The sequence below is a fragment of the Methanolobus sp. ZRKC4 genome (genome assembly GCF_045291305.1).
Lineage (GTDB): Archaea > Halobacteriota > Methanosarcinia > Methanosarcinales > Methanosarcinaceae > Methanolobus.
In genome coordinates this window covers 1,144,374-1,160,200 of the sequence record NZ_CP146983.1, presented here as the reverse complement: position 1 = coordinate 1,160,200, position 15,827 = coordinate 1,144,374, and the positions used below count along the sequence as shown (strand labels likewise).

Genomic DNA, 15,827 nt, shown 5'->3' with positions numbered 1-15,827 from the left:
ACATGGAACAGTTAGAACACTTCATATCTATACAGTGCAATGTATGATGTGAGTCGTACACTATAGTATTATTATAAAAATATGATATTAATAAAAGGGTAGAAGCGTACCATGCATTCTATCTTACTGTACACCTAGCAAGTGTTCCATGTGTTCTATCTGTTCCACTTTGATTGGTGCCTAAGCTTCTCGCAATTACTTTATGAGTTGGAGCAGTTAGAACACTTCATATCTGTACAGTGCAATGCGCGGGCCTAATCAAGTGGTTCCATAAGTAAAATCTTTACTTTTTTGCCCACCCATTCTTTAGGAACATAAACTCTTCCTGAATTACCACTCGATTTTACAGTTTTTTCAATTACTTGATACGCATCTGTTTTGATTTCCATTGTGGTTACAATGTATTCACATATTAAATGATTTGCGGCCATTTTGTAGCTATAATGTAGCGACAATTATATATACATGTAGCTACATTGTAGCTATTTAGGAGGAAACAAATCATGTCAACAAGATCAAGATGGATATGCTTTAGCTGTGGAAAGTTCGTGTACTTTCCTTCAGTAGACAAAGAAACCAGAAAAATAATCTGCACACATTGCAGGAAGCCGGAACTTGTTGAAGTGCCAGTTGAAGAGGTTGCTGCAATGGGGATGGCATAGTTATGTTTTTTACTCATTAGATAAAGTATCTTATACACTTAGACATTTACCTGTGGAAATGTAGTATACTTCAGAGCGCACGGGCTTGGATTAAATACGGCCGCAACTACCTTTTTGTACATTTAGCAAGTGTTCCATATGTTCTATTTCAATCAATTATCTGGTAATAATAGTTTAGTTCATTTCATCAATTCTGTGTGCTTATAATCTTGAAAAATTTGTATTTTACATGTCATAAGGTAACCAATCTCAGACTGCGAGAACATTTAGAAATCTTTTTATTACTACACATCATTTAAAGTTGTATATTGTCCTATTAATTATTTATTTCAAATCCTTATAATTTAGGAAGTATTTACGATGTCCAAAATTAGTTTAAGTCCATATATAATTAAAATTAGGCAAAAATACTCAGCCGAAGATGAAGATATATCTGATTTATTTGGGACGGGTACATCATTAATTGATATTATAAAAGATTCATTGATAAAATATAGTAAAAAGCCATTTTTGGAAGATACATCTAAAAAAGCACTCAAATTTGAAAGCCTTCCAAAATTAAAGCAAGAAGATACTGAAGAGTTAGATGCAGAAAACGAAGAAGATGCCATCAAGAGTAAAGTGTTTTTAGAAAAAATAATTGCCGAAGAACTGGGTGGGGAAATTGGTGAATTGACTATAATTCAATCACTTGTTTATTATGGAGAGTATGGGATAATAAGAAGTATAATGGATACAAAGACTGGCGCTATTGATGCAGAGTCTATTGATAGTGAAAAAACTCCCGTTTTTGATATGACGTTCACTTACTTTCAAGATCAATTGATACGGAATAAAGGATATTTAATTGCTCAAACTTATTCTGGGAAGGGCTACAAAACAATATTAACTCATTTGATTAAATCTGAATTAAATGAACTATCTGATGAAGATATTATTGTTGAAATAAAGCCTTTGATGTGTCATCAACTAGCAGATATCGTACAAAGAGAGGATAGAATTACAGATATAATATTTGTTTCACAGGATGTCTCACGAGATGAAGCAGAAAAAGCCTTACCAGATGGAAATTATGAGATTGATATCGATAATCTGAAAAATTTTAATTTATCACTTTCTGCATCTAAGAATAAAAGCTTAGTACCATATGATAAACTAGAAAAAGTCACATCTTCTTTAAAGAAAGCATTTTCAAACACTAGGGATACCCCTTTTTATGAAATTACTAATTCTGAGTTAAAACAAATTAAAGTAAAAATTAGCACTCATAAAAAAGAATTCACAGTTGGTATTACTTATGAGAATTTAGATTTTAGAGAATCTTATGCATTTGAAGATGATGATGTCATAAACAGTAATGGACGAATTGCCCATAGATATATTGCAAATAAAGCCAAAGAGTATTCGGTTAGTATTGCTAGTAGATATAGATAATTATGGCAAACAATTCAATGATTTTTGATGTATCTAGTATAATAAAAGATAACTACTCTAAATTAGAAAGTAGCGGAGCACACAGCTCCCATATTTTTTTGTGGATACTACTGATACCATATCTTTTTTCGATACTAGTGTCCATAACCCCTTTCTTTATTGATTTTTGCAATATTGCACAATCTAATTACATTGTTTCATTTGCATCAATTATTATTGGTTTTTTAATAAACGTGTCTGTTATATTGAAAGCTACTGAAACAAAATACTCAATAGCAGTATCCTTAAAGTCAAGAGTTTTTGCAAATATATTCTACACCATATTAATTGGAGTATTGCTTGTAGTTATGATTATTATTGGAACGTGGTTAAATCCAATGATTATATATTCACAACAGGTTATTTTTTGGAAGGCAACTATTTTTATGTCATATTTAATACTACAATATTTTTTGTTTTTCCATTTTATTGTGATGCTTTTGGTTGTTATGAAGGGTTTTTATGCAGTTTGCAAATGAACTAGAAGCTTTAAAGGATATCGAGTTAATATCTTGCGTATGATTGTGAATTTTGAATAATTACTAAGTATGAGTTTAGTGGTTTTATAGTTCTATTAATTAGCTCAAGGAACACATAGAACAGTTAGAACACTTCATATCTATACAGTGTGATGCATGATATTGAGTAGTACAATGTATTATTATTAAAACATGATATTAATATAAGGGTAGATGTGTACCATGCATTCTACCCCACTGTACTCCTAGCAAGTGTTCCATGTGTACCATCTGTTCCATCAATTCATACTTACTCCATACCTCCTAGCTTTTAACACCTCGGGGCAGTCTGGATATTTATCATCCGACTCTTCATCCGTGTAATAGTACCGTTGGACAATTTCTCTCCAGACACTTTCATCAGGCACGACATACAGCCGGGTTTTCTTAGATTTTCCTTGTATTTTCACGTTCTTTTGCTCAATTACCATTCCCATACTTGTTAGAGCTCGGGTTGCAGTATTAGCAGTAGTCCCATAACCCTTTGCAACCATTGTAGGCGTGACAGCCAAAATTCCATCATCCTCAACGAATTGAGCTAAGTCAGGATGCGGTTCTTCTTCACCTGTTGCAAGATTAAACAGGCAATTAAACATCCCGCCTTCCCATGAGCGAGCACGTATTTCCTTGAGCTCGCCCTGGCGCCTGTCCATATAGTTCCTGAATCGTTCTTCCCCTTCAGGCAGCAGTTGCAGCGTTAATGATAAAGGAGTAGTTAGCTGTTTTAAGCGTCTTTCTATTTCCATATCGCGGCAATCTATGAGGTTGTTGGGGTCAACACGATTCCAGTTCCGTAATACAAAGCGAGTGATTGTGCCGCGAATCTGTTCAACATATTCGTTGTATTCGGGCGGTAGATTTGGTGGGATGTCCTTTCTTGTAGTTTCTCTCGGTTCAAAAGATAACAAACGCCCCTCAGTGGCATTATCTTTGAAAGGTTCTCGCATCGCAATGACCTTGGGGCCGAAAGGATCAAAGAAATCCTGTTCTTGATGGTTGGCTTTGTTTGTTTTCATAAACCGATGCCCATCCTCAAAACCAAGATTGAGGTATTTTATTATCTCACTCTCAGCGCCGCCATTGAAATCTGCTTCATCTATTTTCAGAGTACCATGCCACTGCTCATTAAATCTCATGATTCCGCTTGAAGTACTTGCTCCTTCTGCAGTTATTGGGTAGAAGCAAAGGTCGGAGACAACTTTCAAAAAGCGGGACTTTCCTTTTCCTGTGTCACCAATGAAGCGTAAGTACGGAGTCGTGTTAAGCTTCTTGTAGAACCATGTGAACAAGACATAATGGATGAACATCTCCATATCAATATCAGGGGCATCGATGTACCTCTTCATATGACTGTGGATTAAGTCAAACAATTCATTAGGTTCTACATCCGGCGCCTCATTAATGAACTCCGATATCGGCACCCCGACAATTGGCACATAAGAACCATTGTGGAACGGAAGGGCCTGAGGATTGATAACTTGTCCATCTATCTGAATGCTAGGGGCATAGGATATTTGGCCATTTTCCAGATATGCGAACTCGGGCCAGCCGACTTTATCTCTGACACTCAGATATATTCTATCTTCAGTGATTACAAAGGACCTGTTAATTGTCTCTACATTGACTTGAACAGGTTCTTCTTCTTCAAGTTCAGATTCTATTGAATCTTCTTTCTCCTTAGCTTCTCTGCGCCTCTCACGTGCTATTCTTACCATTTCAGCTAGTTCCTCTTGTGGAATCACCTCACTTTCATCAATATGGAAACCATCCTTTCTTATTTCATCTATAACTTTATTCATGTTCTTTTCCTAGACATTGTTTCCAATGTCTTATTTTGCCAAAAGCAAAGCTCATGCATATTGAGTGCATTATCCACGATCACCCCTGTAAAAAAGATTAAGCATATCTAAACGGAGGGGGCTGAACAAAAATTCAATCCGCAGAGATGCTTTTGACTATTGCCCCAAATTGTTTGAGGACTTTTTATTCATAAACGATTCTAAATCGCTGCATTTTAGTTGTGCAGGATTTTTAAAAGATGTGTGGCGGCCGAATATTAGGCCACCAGAAGGCCCGCGCAAAAAAAAACACGAACACAAAACACATCAACCCTATGCGTGAGATTCGCCTTTTATATATAGATTGTTGTACAATCGCGGCTTATAGTCACGATTTTTATACCGACGAAGTTGCTACGAAAAGTATATATTGTAACACTGCACAATTATAGTTGTACAACTATTGTACATTACAAATATAGAGGCGTTAGATAATGAAATCAATAGGTAAATTTAAAGTTACACAGCACAAACCGAAGGCAAATATTTCATATCCAATGGTGAGGTTGCCGCAGTCATACTCAGAAATTATAGGAGAGACTGCATACGTTTATGAGATTGATTCTAGTGGAAAACCAGTGTTTGTAATCTCTTTTGATGAAGATGTTGATGAGAATTCAGTTGCACAACATTTTGTCCAATCCAATCTTGAAACGAGGCTTGGATCTATCGAAAAGAAGCTGTCAGCACTAATAGAATTACAAAATAGATAATTTTTAATTGTCCCAAAGCTAAAGTTATTTATTCAAAAACTCTGATAACTACGCAACAACCAAAATATGGGCTTTGAACCAAAACTAGATAGAGCCTCGGGCGGGATTTGAACCCGCGACCTCGTCCTTACCAAGGACGCGCTATACCCCTAAGCCACCGAGGCACAGAATGAGTAGTGGGGTGCTTCCCCATAATATGCAGAATCAATTAATAATGTTTCGGTCGGAAAACAGGAGCTTATAAAAGGTTATAGCTCCCAGCGGGAATCCACCGGGAATCGCTCGTTTATCCACATCAGGACACCATTGTGGTGCACGATCCGATAGGATCGGGAGAGTACAGTATCCATCCCGAAAAGAGGTTCATGATCGATAAGCTCAATATTCTCAAAGTCCCTGCGTGTCTCGATATTGTGATCACGCAGAATCTTTCCTATCGGGATATCGGCCCTCATCATGTCATTGCGCACGCCTTCTGGCATTTTTTCAATGGGGGACAGGGAGCGGGCATATACGTAAGGAATATCATCTGCCGTTAATGTGACAACACGATCATTAATATCCGCGCCTACCTTAACATCAAAAATCCCTGCCATCCTCTCATCTGCCGGAATGATATGCTGGTATTCGGTCACAACCGCAGTTTCGTGTTTGGTCATGATCTCCAGCAGGAAGGTCACCGAGCCGTCAGTTCCTGCACATACTCTCAGACATGTGGGGATATCAAAGCTCTTCAGTTTTTCAATAAAATTCATGTTAGTAATTTTCCAAAGCTGGCACAACGGGCCAAGGGGATTTATTTGGAAACTTCCTTCTTTGCTTGCTTCAGACGCTCCTTAGCAGTGTAACCTGTAGCACTATAAAGGAAATCCCTGAAACGCTTATTTGAATCCAGAATAAGCTCATCATCAGTTACGGAAGCATCGGAGACCGTATCAACAGCCAGTTTCTTACCTTCGATCCATACAGTCAGGCTGGAAAGAACACCATAAGAAACAACAAACTTTTCACCTTCTTTCTCGATGTCACTCGGAAAAGCATCATTCAGGCATTCGTATATCCTATCCATATCAGGTTTAAAACCACGCTTTAACTTGTATTCCTGCATTTGTATCATCCCTTATTATAAGCTTAAATTGAATAAAATTCTAGTATATATCATGCATCACACTATTTTTAATCCTATTGGTTATCAGTCAAGTCATTCAAAGATAGAAGCTTCACAAACATCTTCAAACAAATTGTAACATCCTTAGCATTATTCTTCCTGCAACACCATCTGACCTCTTTCACCAACAACCCTGACCAAAGGAACTGTTTTTAACACACTTTCCCCCAGATTCTTAATTTGTCCCCAGGAAGGAGCCGGCTTATCATGACCCATAAATGGAAGATCGAATTCCGGATTACTCATGAACTGGTAAAGCATAACCTCAGAAGCGCCTTCAAGATCAGGTAGTATACGTGGCATCGTATCAGCATTCACATATTCAGGTATTACCCTTATCCAGACCCTCAGCCATTTTTTCTTTGCGATGATCAGAGACTCCTTAAGAAGCCCCACATACTTTGTGCTACGTTCATCTGACATACCCGTAAGCTCCATTATGCCTTTTATATCATCACTGGGAGCTTTTATCTCAATCACAAAGCCATGAACAAAAGGAAGCGCAACTTCAAGAATATCAGGTTTCATACCATTTGATTTCAGTATAACACGCTTACCAACACCGTGAAGCTCCTCAATCAGTGGCAAAAGATCTTTTTGCAGAGTTGGCTCTGCACCCCCAAGATAGACATTCTCAGTAGTAGACTTGCTCGCATAATCCACCACCTCACCAACAGTCCACTCCTTCACAGACTGATGTATGTGAACACAATACGGACATTTCATGTTACATCCACCAAACTCGACCCTGATCTGCCCTTTCTCATCTGATAAATCGATTAATCTCATTCATTCCCTCCGGATGTCACAAGTACTTTCAAGCACACTCAAACCAGATACATTTTTGCAACTAACACTATTAATAGTTAAACCCTGTTAAACACAGCGATTACTATTTATGTATATTACACCATCAACCAGAATAGACGGTGATTACATTGGTAAAAAAACTGCAACTTGAGGATCTTGAAAGAACAAAAAGCAAAATAGAAGCAGATCCTGCTGTACAGGACTTGGAAAATCTCTATGATCTTATAATGCCACCTGGAACTCCTTCATACATAATCTACGACCTTGTGGAAGAATTCGAGCTTGAAGCACATGGAAGAAAAATAGGAGTTCACATTGTAGAAACAGATGATAGAGAAGTTATCGTCCTCAGGGGTGTCCTGGAACAAGTACAAGCTGCTGAAAAGTATCTGCACGAAGAACTGAAAGCCTGGATAGAAAGCGATTAAATTTTAATAAAAACGGACAGGCTTAGTAGCCAGTCCTTTCAAATACCTGTAATTGTATCATTTTTGAGATCAAAGACAATAGCTTTCCCGCTGTTATCATAAATATCAATGACCTGGCTATCATTAATTTCACCCATAACAGCAGCCTTAAGACCAGCATTCTCAAACATCTTAACACACTGAGAAGCTTTTTCCTCTTTTACCGTCAGTATATAGCCCGTAGCAGGATATATCTTAAGCCATTGCTCAAAGTCTACATTATCAGGCCTTGGTATCTTCCTGATATCAACGGATGCTCCTACTTTGCTTACCTCACAAAGCATGCCCAGCGTACCGATAGTTCCGGGGTTGCTTATATCTTTTCCCGCAGTCACGAGCCTTTTCTCGCCAAGCTCCTGCATGACCATGAACCTTTCACGCACAACAGCCGACTCCTTGAATGATGTAGTATCCCAACTATAAGGTGAGTTCTTTCCGACCCTTCCGTCCATATCATAAGCTGCAATGACAACATCACCCGGACTTGCTGTATCGCTCCTGATAACGCTGTCTTTTTTGGCTATACCAATTATCGAAACCGCAAGAGAATTGTAAGGTGTGTCAGGGTGCATGTGCCCTCCGACCATGGGTACTCCGAACTTCTTGATACCGTCCCTGATTCCTTTCATTACCTCTTCGGTAGAACTATGATCATCGGAAGACATGACATTCACCATTGCAAGAGGCCTTCCACCCATAGCTGAGATATCATTCACATTGACAACCACGGATGTATAACCGGTCCACCATGGACTTTTGTTGACTATCTTGCCCCATATGGCATCTGCCGCGAAAAGTATAACATCATCGGTCCCAATATCGATTACCGCTGCATCATCCCCGAAATCCACAATTGCATCACTATACTCAGGACGTACAGTTTCAAAGATACGAACGATATCTGATATCGGTTTTTTACGAGTTACACCTTCAAAAGTCCTGATGCTTTCCGCAAGCTCTTCAATATACAAAAAAACACCTGCACAATAATGATATGATTAATAGATAGTTTTACGACACAAGCAGAGTGGATTTCAGTGAAAAGGCCTAAGCCTCCTCATCTGACTTCTTTTTCATGTCAAGTTTAATGATATTTCTGCGCTCTTCACTCATCTGTGAGAGATCCTTTCCGATCAGGCCGAAAGCATCGGACCTGCACTGGCGACAGTGTCTCATCTGCTGCACATAAGGTGCACATGAATCCTGAACAGCTTTACATTCTGCAGGAGAAGGTGCCTCCATATCAGCAAACATCGCCTGGCAGATAAGCGGCATCACATTCATGATAAAAACACCAAGCTCGTTGATCTTCTTTGCAACCTCAATTATGTGTCTGTCATTGATACCCGGAACAAGCACAGTATTTACCTTGACGACAAGACCTGCATCGACTGCAAGCCTTATACCTTCCAGCTGGTTCTTTATCAGGATCTCAGCCGCCTCAGTACCCCGGTAAATCTTTCCCTTGTAGGAAACATGACTTATCAGCTGAGCCTCAATCTCAGGATCGATAGCATTCATTGTTACCGTTAGCGTAGTAACTCCCGTTCTCAGAATATCAGGCATTCTCTCAGGCAACACCAGTCCGTTAGTACTCAGGCAAAGTGTTGCATCAGGAAACTCATTTTTGATTAGTTCCAGAGTTTCAAAAGTCTCATCGTTTGCAAGAGGATCACCGGGACCCGCAACGCCTACTACCTTGATAAAAGGGTACTCTTTGAGTACCTGCCTTGTCTTATCAAGAGCATCCTCAGGAGTCAGCACTTCACTGGTCACACCGGGCCTGCTTTCATTAACGCAGTCAAACTTACGGTCACAATAATTACACTGAATATTGCATTTCGGAGCAACTGCCAGGTGGATTCTCCCAAACTTATGCTGGGCTTCTTTGGAATAACAGGGATGTTGTGCTATCACTCTCTTGATATCCGCGTCCCTGGAAATTTCTATTTCACATGTACCTGATTCCTTATTTTCCATATTTACAGCTCCTTGGCAGCTCCAATAAACACGGCTAATTGTAAGGTAAACTCATAGATATAGTTTTGTATAAACTTCTAATTTAACATGTACTTACTTCACACCACTTGCCTTCGCCTTCCCACATTTTTACGGATAGCGGGTAGTCAAGTCGGGATGAAAGCTTAGTGTGAACATGTTCACACAGGTTTTCTACACTTGGGTACTCCAGTATCTCATTCAGCAGGACATGGTCATACTCTTTCAGAACTTCCTTTACTACTTTTTTAATCTCGTAGAAGTCCATTACCATTCCACTCTCTTTCTTTTCTCCCGCGATAACGACCTCAACCTTGTAGGTATGGCCGTGAACTACTCCGCAGGTAGCATGCTCCGGAAGATAATGGGCACTGTCAATATAATCTATTATTCCGAGTCTCATTTTCATTATAGGCACCCCCACATCCTGTGGGTCTGTGGTATTATTCTAGTATCAATATCATTAAGGAAAGATTCCTGCAAACCAAGCAGATAGCCAGGTTCAGGCTGCATGTCCTTCTGTGTCACCGGTTGCAGTATGAGGCTGGATATATAGCCGGATATGGCACCGACAATACCTTCGATATCATCAACTGGTGTGTCTTTTGTTACAACTATCTTACAGAAACAATCCCTGTCCTGCGTAGTCCTCAAATTTCTGAAGCACTCGATAGTCCTGTCAAGATGAAGCTCCGGATCATCAAGCGATGAATGAGGTAAAAGTTTCACATCACCGGAAACATATGACAGACTGTTTTTTATTTTTTTAGCCATATGAGGCAGGGTCATGTTAGATTCCAGATAGAGAGGTACATCCACATCTATGGAGGATATGAATTCCGCATAAAGCAACGGCTCACCGCCTGTTAGTGAGACTGAGTGCAAGCCAGAGAATGACTTTACGATATCGCTAACCTCATCCGACGAAAGAGGATTTTCAATGTCCTGGAAAACATTGGATCCCACATTTTTCTCAACCCTGCAGAACTTCGTTGCTTCCACAGGAGTATCACAATAATGACAATTAAGATTACACCCGGTAAATCGAACGAAGGCCTGCCTGCACCCTACATACGGGCCTTCACCCTGCACTGAGCAAAATATCTCATTGATGGGTGCGAACACTAGATCACATCCAATGGCCTTGATTTGCGAAGGTCCATCTCAATATCAATAAATTCATTATAGTAACAATTAGCGATCTTTTCCATCAGTTCAGCCACATCAGCACTGCTAATTCCAATATCCTCAAGACTACCATAATAATCGTGCACGACATTTATTCCGAAGTGAATTTTTTGTGAAACGGCTGATGTGCTTGCAATAGATACTGTAAGTTTTTTGTCATCCACAAAAAGGTCATCACCTTTTCTAACAAGGTCATTGCGGTATTCTGAAAGTACTTCTGCAACTATTGCCGTAAACAATCTCTGCCTTGCATACACCAGTTTCAGGTCAGTGGAATCAAAATGTTCTATGATGAAGTGGACCATGTCAGTGGAAAATATCATATCGCCCTGCTTCTTGTCCTCGAGATCGATCATATGTTCGATCTTAACATCACAGCCTCCCCTGAAAGCAATGATGGAGTCAGCCTGGACGTCTGCAAGATTATAGGCCCAGAGTGATGATATCTGGCTGCCGTCATAATCTGTCGTTTTATCAAGAATTATACATTTCATTTTATCGCACCAAAAAGTATCAAATGTCCGGGTCATATCCCGAGCCTTACAAGCAATGGGTCTTGAATACTTGCAGCTTCAAAAGCCCTTCTTCTTCGAGTACAACTCTCACATTCACCACAAGGAATATCCTCGCCATGATAACAACTCCAGCTAAACTCAAGTGGTGCTCTTAGCTCCACAGCTTTTGCAACGATCTCTTTTTTGTCCAACCCTATAAGAGGTGCAAGTACTTTCACACCATTTGCTGTTGAGTATGAAAGGGAATCGTCAATTGCAGTGATGAATTCAGCAGAATTATCCGGGAATGTCACAGCTTCTTCCTTGTTGAAACCTACAATCACATACTCACAACCCATACTTTCAGCAAAAGCTGCTGCGATGTTTATAAGAATGCCATTTCGGTTTGGAACCCAGACGGCTTTAGCAGACTGAATTGTTATCGAAGGATCAGCATTGTCTGATATTTCCTCCATGCTAAGCGAGGGAACTTCCATGTCCGTATTGACAAGGGATGTATTGGTTATCTCTCGCATCCATCGTATGTCAAGAATACGATATTCAATCCCAAAGTGTTCACAGACCTTCACCGAATTTTGGATCTCACGCTCTACTGAACGTTGCCCGTAGTTGAATATAAGAGCCATCTTAACTCCAATCTGTTCCTGAACTGCAGCAATGGCAGTGACAGAATCAAGACCACTGCTTAACAAAGCAATTGCACTGATAGATAATCCTCCGTGTGTCAAATAATACTGAAGTAATATTGAAGGAATACTCAATATAGTTCTGAGTATAAATACTCATCGTTAAATCTTCAAAAGAAATAAATATAAAAATGCCATATATAAAATAAGAGGAATCATTTTGCCAGTGATCAACAATAAAACAACCCTTGAGAAATTACTCCAGAGAATGTATTGGATAGAAGCAGAAATGGAGCAATTAGGTACATGGGAAGCACGTATCGAGATGATGGATGACAGCGTAGCTGCACTTGAAATATTGTCCCATGACTCCGACAGGCATGGAGACACCATTAAGAAATGGTTAATTAAAGGAAATGTAACTATACCGGAAACATGCCCACCGGGACTTCCAAAACATATCTTTGATTTTGAAGGTATGGCAAGTAACGAAATGTTCGAGAGAATAATGAAATACGAAATACTTGCAAGAAATGCGTACAATGATATTAAAAATACCAATTCAGATGTGATCAAAGAGCTATTTCTTAATGAAGTAGATCAAATCGAATTCTTGCAGGATATAGAACAACTAATAAAAGATGAAGAAAAACATGCAAATATCTGCAAGGACAAAATCGGTGGATTTGCAAAAATAATGTATTAAAAACCGCTTTTCAGCGGTTTTCGTATTTTTCAGATTCAATTCTGATTTTATTGTTTTCTACCAAAGAAGAATGCCATTCCAATAATTGCTAGCATCGGAATCGCAACTGTAGGGAACTCAGGAACTGCCTGTGTAACAGGATACTCTTTTTCTTCTTCCTTCTCTTTTTCTTCTTCCTTCTTTTCTTCTTCTACTGGTTCGGAAGAGCTACAATCTTCGACCTCTACGAGTTGTTCTGTAGAAGCATTGAACCCATCTGAAGCGGAACCAACCAAGCTAACTGTGTAAGAACCATTTACTGCATAAGTATGGTCTGGATTCTGCAGAGTTGAGTTAGTACCATCTCCAAAGTCCCATTCCCAGGAAGTTACATTCTCTGACATGTCAGTGAAATTGGCAGTCAGGCAATTTATTTCTACGGAGAAATCAGCTTTAATGATTAAATCATTATTGTCATCTGACCCAGATGTAACCGTTAATTTAGGAGCTGGTTCAGCACTCATTGAACCACCTGAATACATCATGGTAGGAGCTGATACAGGGGCCGCACTGCTAGAATTATTGTAGAGTACTTCTGTTTTTGTTGACGGAGTAGAAGATGCTTTCTGAGCCATAGTTACAGAGTCCTCTATTGCAGGACCTGAACTATCAGCATCCGGGGTGTCCTGTGCTGAACCTGCCTGGAAATTAATCATGCCACTAACCAGCAGAACTGATGCAAGCATAATAACAACCGACCAAATTAACCGTTTATCCATAATTGTACCACCATTCTTTTTTAATCCTTATTCGAAACATTGTTACGAAATAATACTACTTAAGTTAGGTAAAGTGAGAGTACTATATAAATATTCGTACATTTTAAAAATATCACCATCATTATGATACACGCAATTTGCAACGTTTGTGGAAAACACAAACATATCCATCAAATGAATAATCACAGGAAGGGTATTTCAAACTAAAGAGAACATATATTGTTAATAAAGTAATTTTAAGCGGGGAGTGACAGATTGATTAAAGAAAATAACAATACTTCAGAAAAAAATAACAGGTTGATAGAGGAAAAAAGCCCTTACTTGCTGCAACATGCCCACAACCCTGTAGACTGGTTCCCATGGAGAGAAGAAGCTTTTAAAAAAGCAAGAGAAGAGAATAAACCGATATTCCTCTCAATTGGCTACTCTACATGCCATTGGTGTCATGTTATGGAAAAAGAGTCATTTGAAAACAATGACGTTGCAGAGGTCTTGAATGATTCGTTCGTTTCTATTAAGGTGGATCGTGAAGAAAGACCTGATATTGATAACATATATATGTCAGTTTGTCAGGCACTCACTGGCAGCGGAGGCTGGCCACTGACAATCCTCATGACTCCGGAAAAAAAGCCATTCTATGCCGCCACCTACATCCCCAGAGAAAGCCGATATGGAAATCCGGGAATGCTTGAACTAATTCCGGCCATAAAAGACCTGTGGATCAACAAAAAAGAAGAACTTCTCAATAGCGCTGAAGCCATAACATCTGCGGTATCAGCTTCCGGGAAAAAAGAACAGGAAATTACTATCAATGAAGAGGTAATGAAAAAAGCATTCGAACAGCTATCAAATACTTTTGATAATGTCCATGCGGGCTTTGGAAGAGCACCTAAATTTCCAACACCCCATCATCTTACATTCCTCCTGAGATACTGGAAAAGCTCAGGCAATGCAAATGCACTGGAAATGGTGGAAAGAACATTAACTGAAATGCGTATGGGAGGAATCTTCGATCAGATAGGTTTTGGATTCCACCGATATTCAACAGACAGACAATGGCTTGTCCCCCATTTTGAAAAAATGCTCTACGACCAGGCATTGATGGTAATCGCTTTGGCAGAAACATATCAGGCAACAGCAGATCCACAATACAAGACTACTGCAAAAGAGATATTGACCTACCTTAAAAGAGATATGCTTTCACCGGAAGGAGGATTCTACTCAGCAGAAGATGCAGATAGTGAAGGAGAAGAAGGCAAGTTTTACATCTGGACGAAAGAACAGGTTGAGGAAATTCTTGGAAAAGAAGATGCCACTCTTTTCACGAGTATTTTCAATATTCAAAAAGAAGGCAACTTCGCTGAAGAACACAAAAAAGAACTTACTGGAAACAATATACCCCACATGACAAAGAGCATGCAGGACATTATTTCCAAAAAGGCAGACCACGTGGAAGATATTATAGAGTCTGTTGAACATTCAAGACAAAAGCTATTCACTGACCGCGAAAAGCGTATCCATCCTTCCAAGGATGATAAAATACTTACTGACTGGAACGGACTGATAATTGTTGCACTCTGTAAAGCTGCACAGGCTTTCAATGATACAGAGTATGTAAAAATAGCTGAAGATACAGCCGATTTCTTCCTTAAGGAAATGGCAGAAAGTGATGGAAAGATGCAGCACCGCTATCGAGAAGGAGAAGCTGCCATAGATGCTTTCCTTGAAGATTACGCATTTTTCATATGGGGACTTATAGAACTCTACCAGACAAACTTTGATACCAGTTACCTGGAACATGCACTGAAACTAAACAACTACCTTATAGCGCATTTCAGTGACAGTGAAAATGGAGGATTCTTCCATACATCCGACGAAGCAGAAGAACTCATATTCAGAAGTAAGGAAGTATATGACGGTGCCATTCCCTCAGGAAACTCTGTATGCGCTTTAAACATCCTGAAGCTTTCAAAGATAACAGCAGACCATGAACTTGAAAGTGTGGGCCACAGAACCATACAGGCATTCTCAGAAAGAGTAAGCACTACTCCAATTGGATATACCCAATTTATGTCTGCTCTGGACTTTGCCATGAAAGATTCTCTGGAGATAGTCATTGTCGGTAATCTTGAAAATACTGACACCAAAAATATGATCTTATCCATAAATGAAAGGTTCATACCCGAAAAGGTTCTGCTTTTAAAACCGGAAAAAAACAGGGAAAGAATAACAGATATTGCAGTCTACACAAAGGACATGGGAATGATAGATGGTAAGACTACATTACATATATGCCAGAATCAAAGCTGCAAACTGCCTTCCAATGATATAAACAAGATAAAAGAGCAGATAGAAAAACTTTCACACATTTAAACAATGAGACTGAT

At 39.3% G+C, this 15,827-nt stretch carries 19 protein-coding genes and 1 tRNA gene; 7 read left to right on the top strand and 13 right to left on the bottom strand.

Translation table 11 applies throughout. The features are described from left to right. Positions 1-254: 254 nt before the first annotated feature. Positions 255-389, bottom strand: coding sequence for a DUF2080 family transposase-associated protein (locus V7O67_RS06120; RefSeq protein ID WP_406671235.1), 135 nt, complete (start codon positions 387-389; stop codon positions 255-257). A gap of 114 nt (positions 390-503) precedes the next feature. Between V7O67_RS06120 and V7O67_RS06115 the strand changes: the two genes are divergently transcribed. From V7O67_RS06115 to V7O67_RS06105, 3 genes are all read left to right on the top strand, one after another. Beyond that, on the top strand, positions 504-662 hold the full coding sequence (locus tag V7O67_RS06115) for a hypothetical protein (RefSeq protein WP_342305737.1): 159 nt from the start codon (positions 504-506) through the stop codon (positions 660-662). A gap of 360 nt (positions 663-1,022) precedes the next feature. Beyond that, positions 1,023-2,096 carry a hypothetical protein gene (locus V7O67_RS06110; protein ID WP_342305738.1) on the top strand — a complete coding sequence of 358 codons (1,074 nt, stop codon included), beginning with the start codon at positions 1,023-1,025 and terminating at the stop codon, positions 2,094-2,096. A gap of 2 nt (positions 2,097-2,098) precedes the next feature. After that, positions 2,099-2,614: a hypothetical protein gene (locus V7O67_RS06105; protein WP_342305739.1), complete on the top strand. Its 516-nt coding sequence runs from the start codon at positions 2,099-2,101 to the stop codon at positions 2,612-2,614. A gap of 278 nt (positions 2,615-2,892) precedes the next feature. Here the strand turns inward: V7O67_RS06105 and V7O67_RS06100 are convergent, their stop codons facing one another. After that, on the bottom strand, positions 2,893-4,452 hold the full coding sequence (locus V7O67_RS06100) for a hypothetical protein (protein ID WP_342305740.1): 1,560 nt from the start codon (positions 4,450-4,452) through the stop codon (positions 2,893-2,895). 473 nt (positions 4,453-4,925) lie between these two features. Between V7O67_RS06100 and V7O67_RS06095 the strand changes: the two genes are divergently transcribed. Further along, positions 4,926-5,204, top strand: a complete 279-nt coding sequence (locus tag V7O67_RS06095; protein WP_342305741.1) for a hypothetical protein — start codon at positions 4,926-4,928, stop codon at positions 5,202-5,204. A 92-nt stretch (positions 5,205-5,296) separates the two neighbouring features. Here V7O67_RS06095 and V7O67_RS06090 read toward each other — a convergent pair. The 4 genes from V7O67_RS06090 to V7O67_RS06075 form a co-directional block, all read right to left on the bottom strand. After that, positions 5,297-5,368 (bottom strand) — tRNA-Thr (locus tag V7O67_RS06090). Between the two features lie 84 nt (positions 5,369-5,452). Continuing rightward, positions 5,453-5,959 carry a chorismate--pyruvate lyase family protein gene (locus V7O67_RS06085; RefSeq protein WP_406656739.1) on the bottom strand — a complete coding sequence of 169 codons (507 nt, stop codon included), beginning with the start codon at positions 5,957-5,959 and terminating at the stop codon, positions 5,453-5,455. A 41-nt stretch (positions 5,960-6,000) separates the two neighbouring features. Further along, on the bottom strand, positions 6,001-6,312 hold the full coding sequence (locus V7O67_RS06080) for a DUF5611 family protein (RefSeq protein ID WP_406656738.1): 312 nt from the start codon (positions 6,310-6,312) through the stop codon (positions 6,001-6,003). A 150-nt stretch (positions 6,313-6,462) separates the two neighbouring features. Then, entirely contained in the window at positions 6,463-7,161 is a 699-nt protein-coding gene (locus tag V7O67_RS06075) for a radical SAM protein (protein ID WP_342305744.1), read from the bottom strand. Positions 7,162-7,301: 140 nt separating this feature from the next. Here V7O67_RS06075 and V7O67_RS06070 point away from each other — a divergent pair, with 140 nt between their 5' ends. Continuing rightward, positions 7,302-7,610: a hypothetical protein gene (locus tag V7O67_RS06070; RefSeq protein WP_342305745.1), complete on the top strand. Its 309-nt coding sequence runs from the start codon at positions 7,302-7,304 to the stop codon at positions 7,608-7,610. 38 nt (positions 7,611-7,648) lie between these two features. Here V7O67_RS06070 and V7O67_RS06065 read toward each other — a convergent pair whose 3' ends face one another. The 6 genes from V7O67_RS06065 to queC form a co-directional block, all read right to left on the bottom strand. Further along, on the bottom strand, positions 7,649-8,620 hold the full coding sequence (locus V7O67_RS06065) for a methanogenesis marker 2 protein (protein WP_406671234.1): 972 nt from the start codon (positions 8,618-8,620) through the stop codon (positions 7,649-7,651). 76 nt (positions 8,621-8,696) lie between these two features. Beyond that, positions 8,697-9,629: a nitrogenase cofactor biosynthesis protein NifB gene (gene nifB / locus V7O67_RS06060; protein WP_406656732.1), complete on the bottom strand. Its 933-nt coding sequence runs from the start codon at positions 9,627-9,629 to the stop codon at positions 8,697-8,699. Positions 9,630-9,711: 82 nt separating this feature from the next. Then, complete coding sequence (gene queD, locus V7O67_RS06055; protein WP_406671428.1) at positions 9,712-10,059, bottom strand: 6-carboxytetrahydropterin synthase QueD; 348 nt, start codon at positions 10,057-10,059, stop codon at positions 9,712-9,714. Further along, positions 10,056-10,772 carry a 7-carboxy-7-deazaguanine synthase QueE gene (locus V7O67_RS06050; protein WP_406671232.1) on the bottom strand — a complete coding sequence of 239 codons (717 nt, stop codon included), beginning with the start codon at positions 10,770-10,772 and terminating at the stop codon, positions 10,056-10,058. Before V7O67_RS06050 ends, queD begins: the two co-directional genes overlap by 4 nt. Further along, a complete protein-coding gene (locus V7O67_RS06045) occupies positions 10,772-11,329 on the bottom strand; it encodes a DUF366 family protein (protein ID WP_342305750.1) in 558 nt (185 codons plus the stop codon). Before V7O67_RS06045 ends, V7O67_RS06050 begins: the two co-directional genes overlap by 1 nt. A 32-nt stretch (positions 11,330-11,361) precedes the next feature. Then, entirely contained in the window at positions 11,362-12,057 is a 696-nt protein-coding gene (gene queC / locus V7O67_RS06040) for a 7-cyano-7-deazaguanine synthase QueC (protein ID WP_342306535.1), read from the bottom strand. A 145-nt stretch (positions 12,058-12,202) separates the two neighbouring features. Here queC and V7O67_RS06035 point away from each other — a divergent pair, with 145 nt between their 5' ends. Continuing rightward, positions 12,203-12,682 carry a hypothetical protein gene (locus V7O67_RS06035; RefSeq protein ID WP_342306536.1) on the top strand — a complete coding sequence of 160 codons (480 nt, stop codon included), beginning with the start codon at positions 12,203-12,205 and terminating at the stop codon, positions 12,680-12,682. Between the two features lie 47 nt (positions 12,683-12,729). On the opposite strand, the gene V7O67_RS06030 is transcribed toward V7O67_RS06035, so the two are convergent. Next, complete coding sequence (locus tag V7O67_RS06030) at positions 12,730-13,440, bottom strand: PKD domain-containing protein (protein WP_342305751.1); 711 nt, start codon at positions 13,438-13,440, stop codon at positions 12,730-12,732. 255 nt (positions 13,441-13,695) lie between these two features. Here V7O67_RS06030 and V7O67_RS06025 point away from each other — a divergent pair, with 255 nt between their 5' ends. Next, positions 13,696-15,813, top strand: coding sequence for a thioredoxin domain-containing protein (locus tag V7O67_RS06025; RefSeq protein ID WP_342305752.1), 2,118 nt, complete (start codon positions 13,696-13,698; stop codon positions 15,811-15,813). Positions 15,814-15,827: the final 14 nt, after the last annotated feature.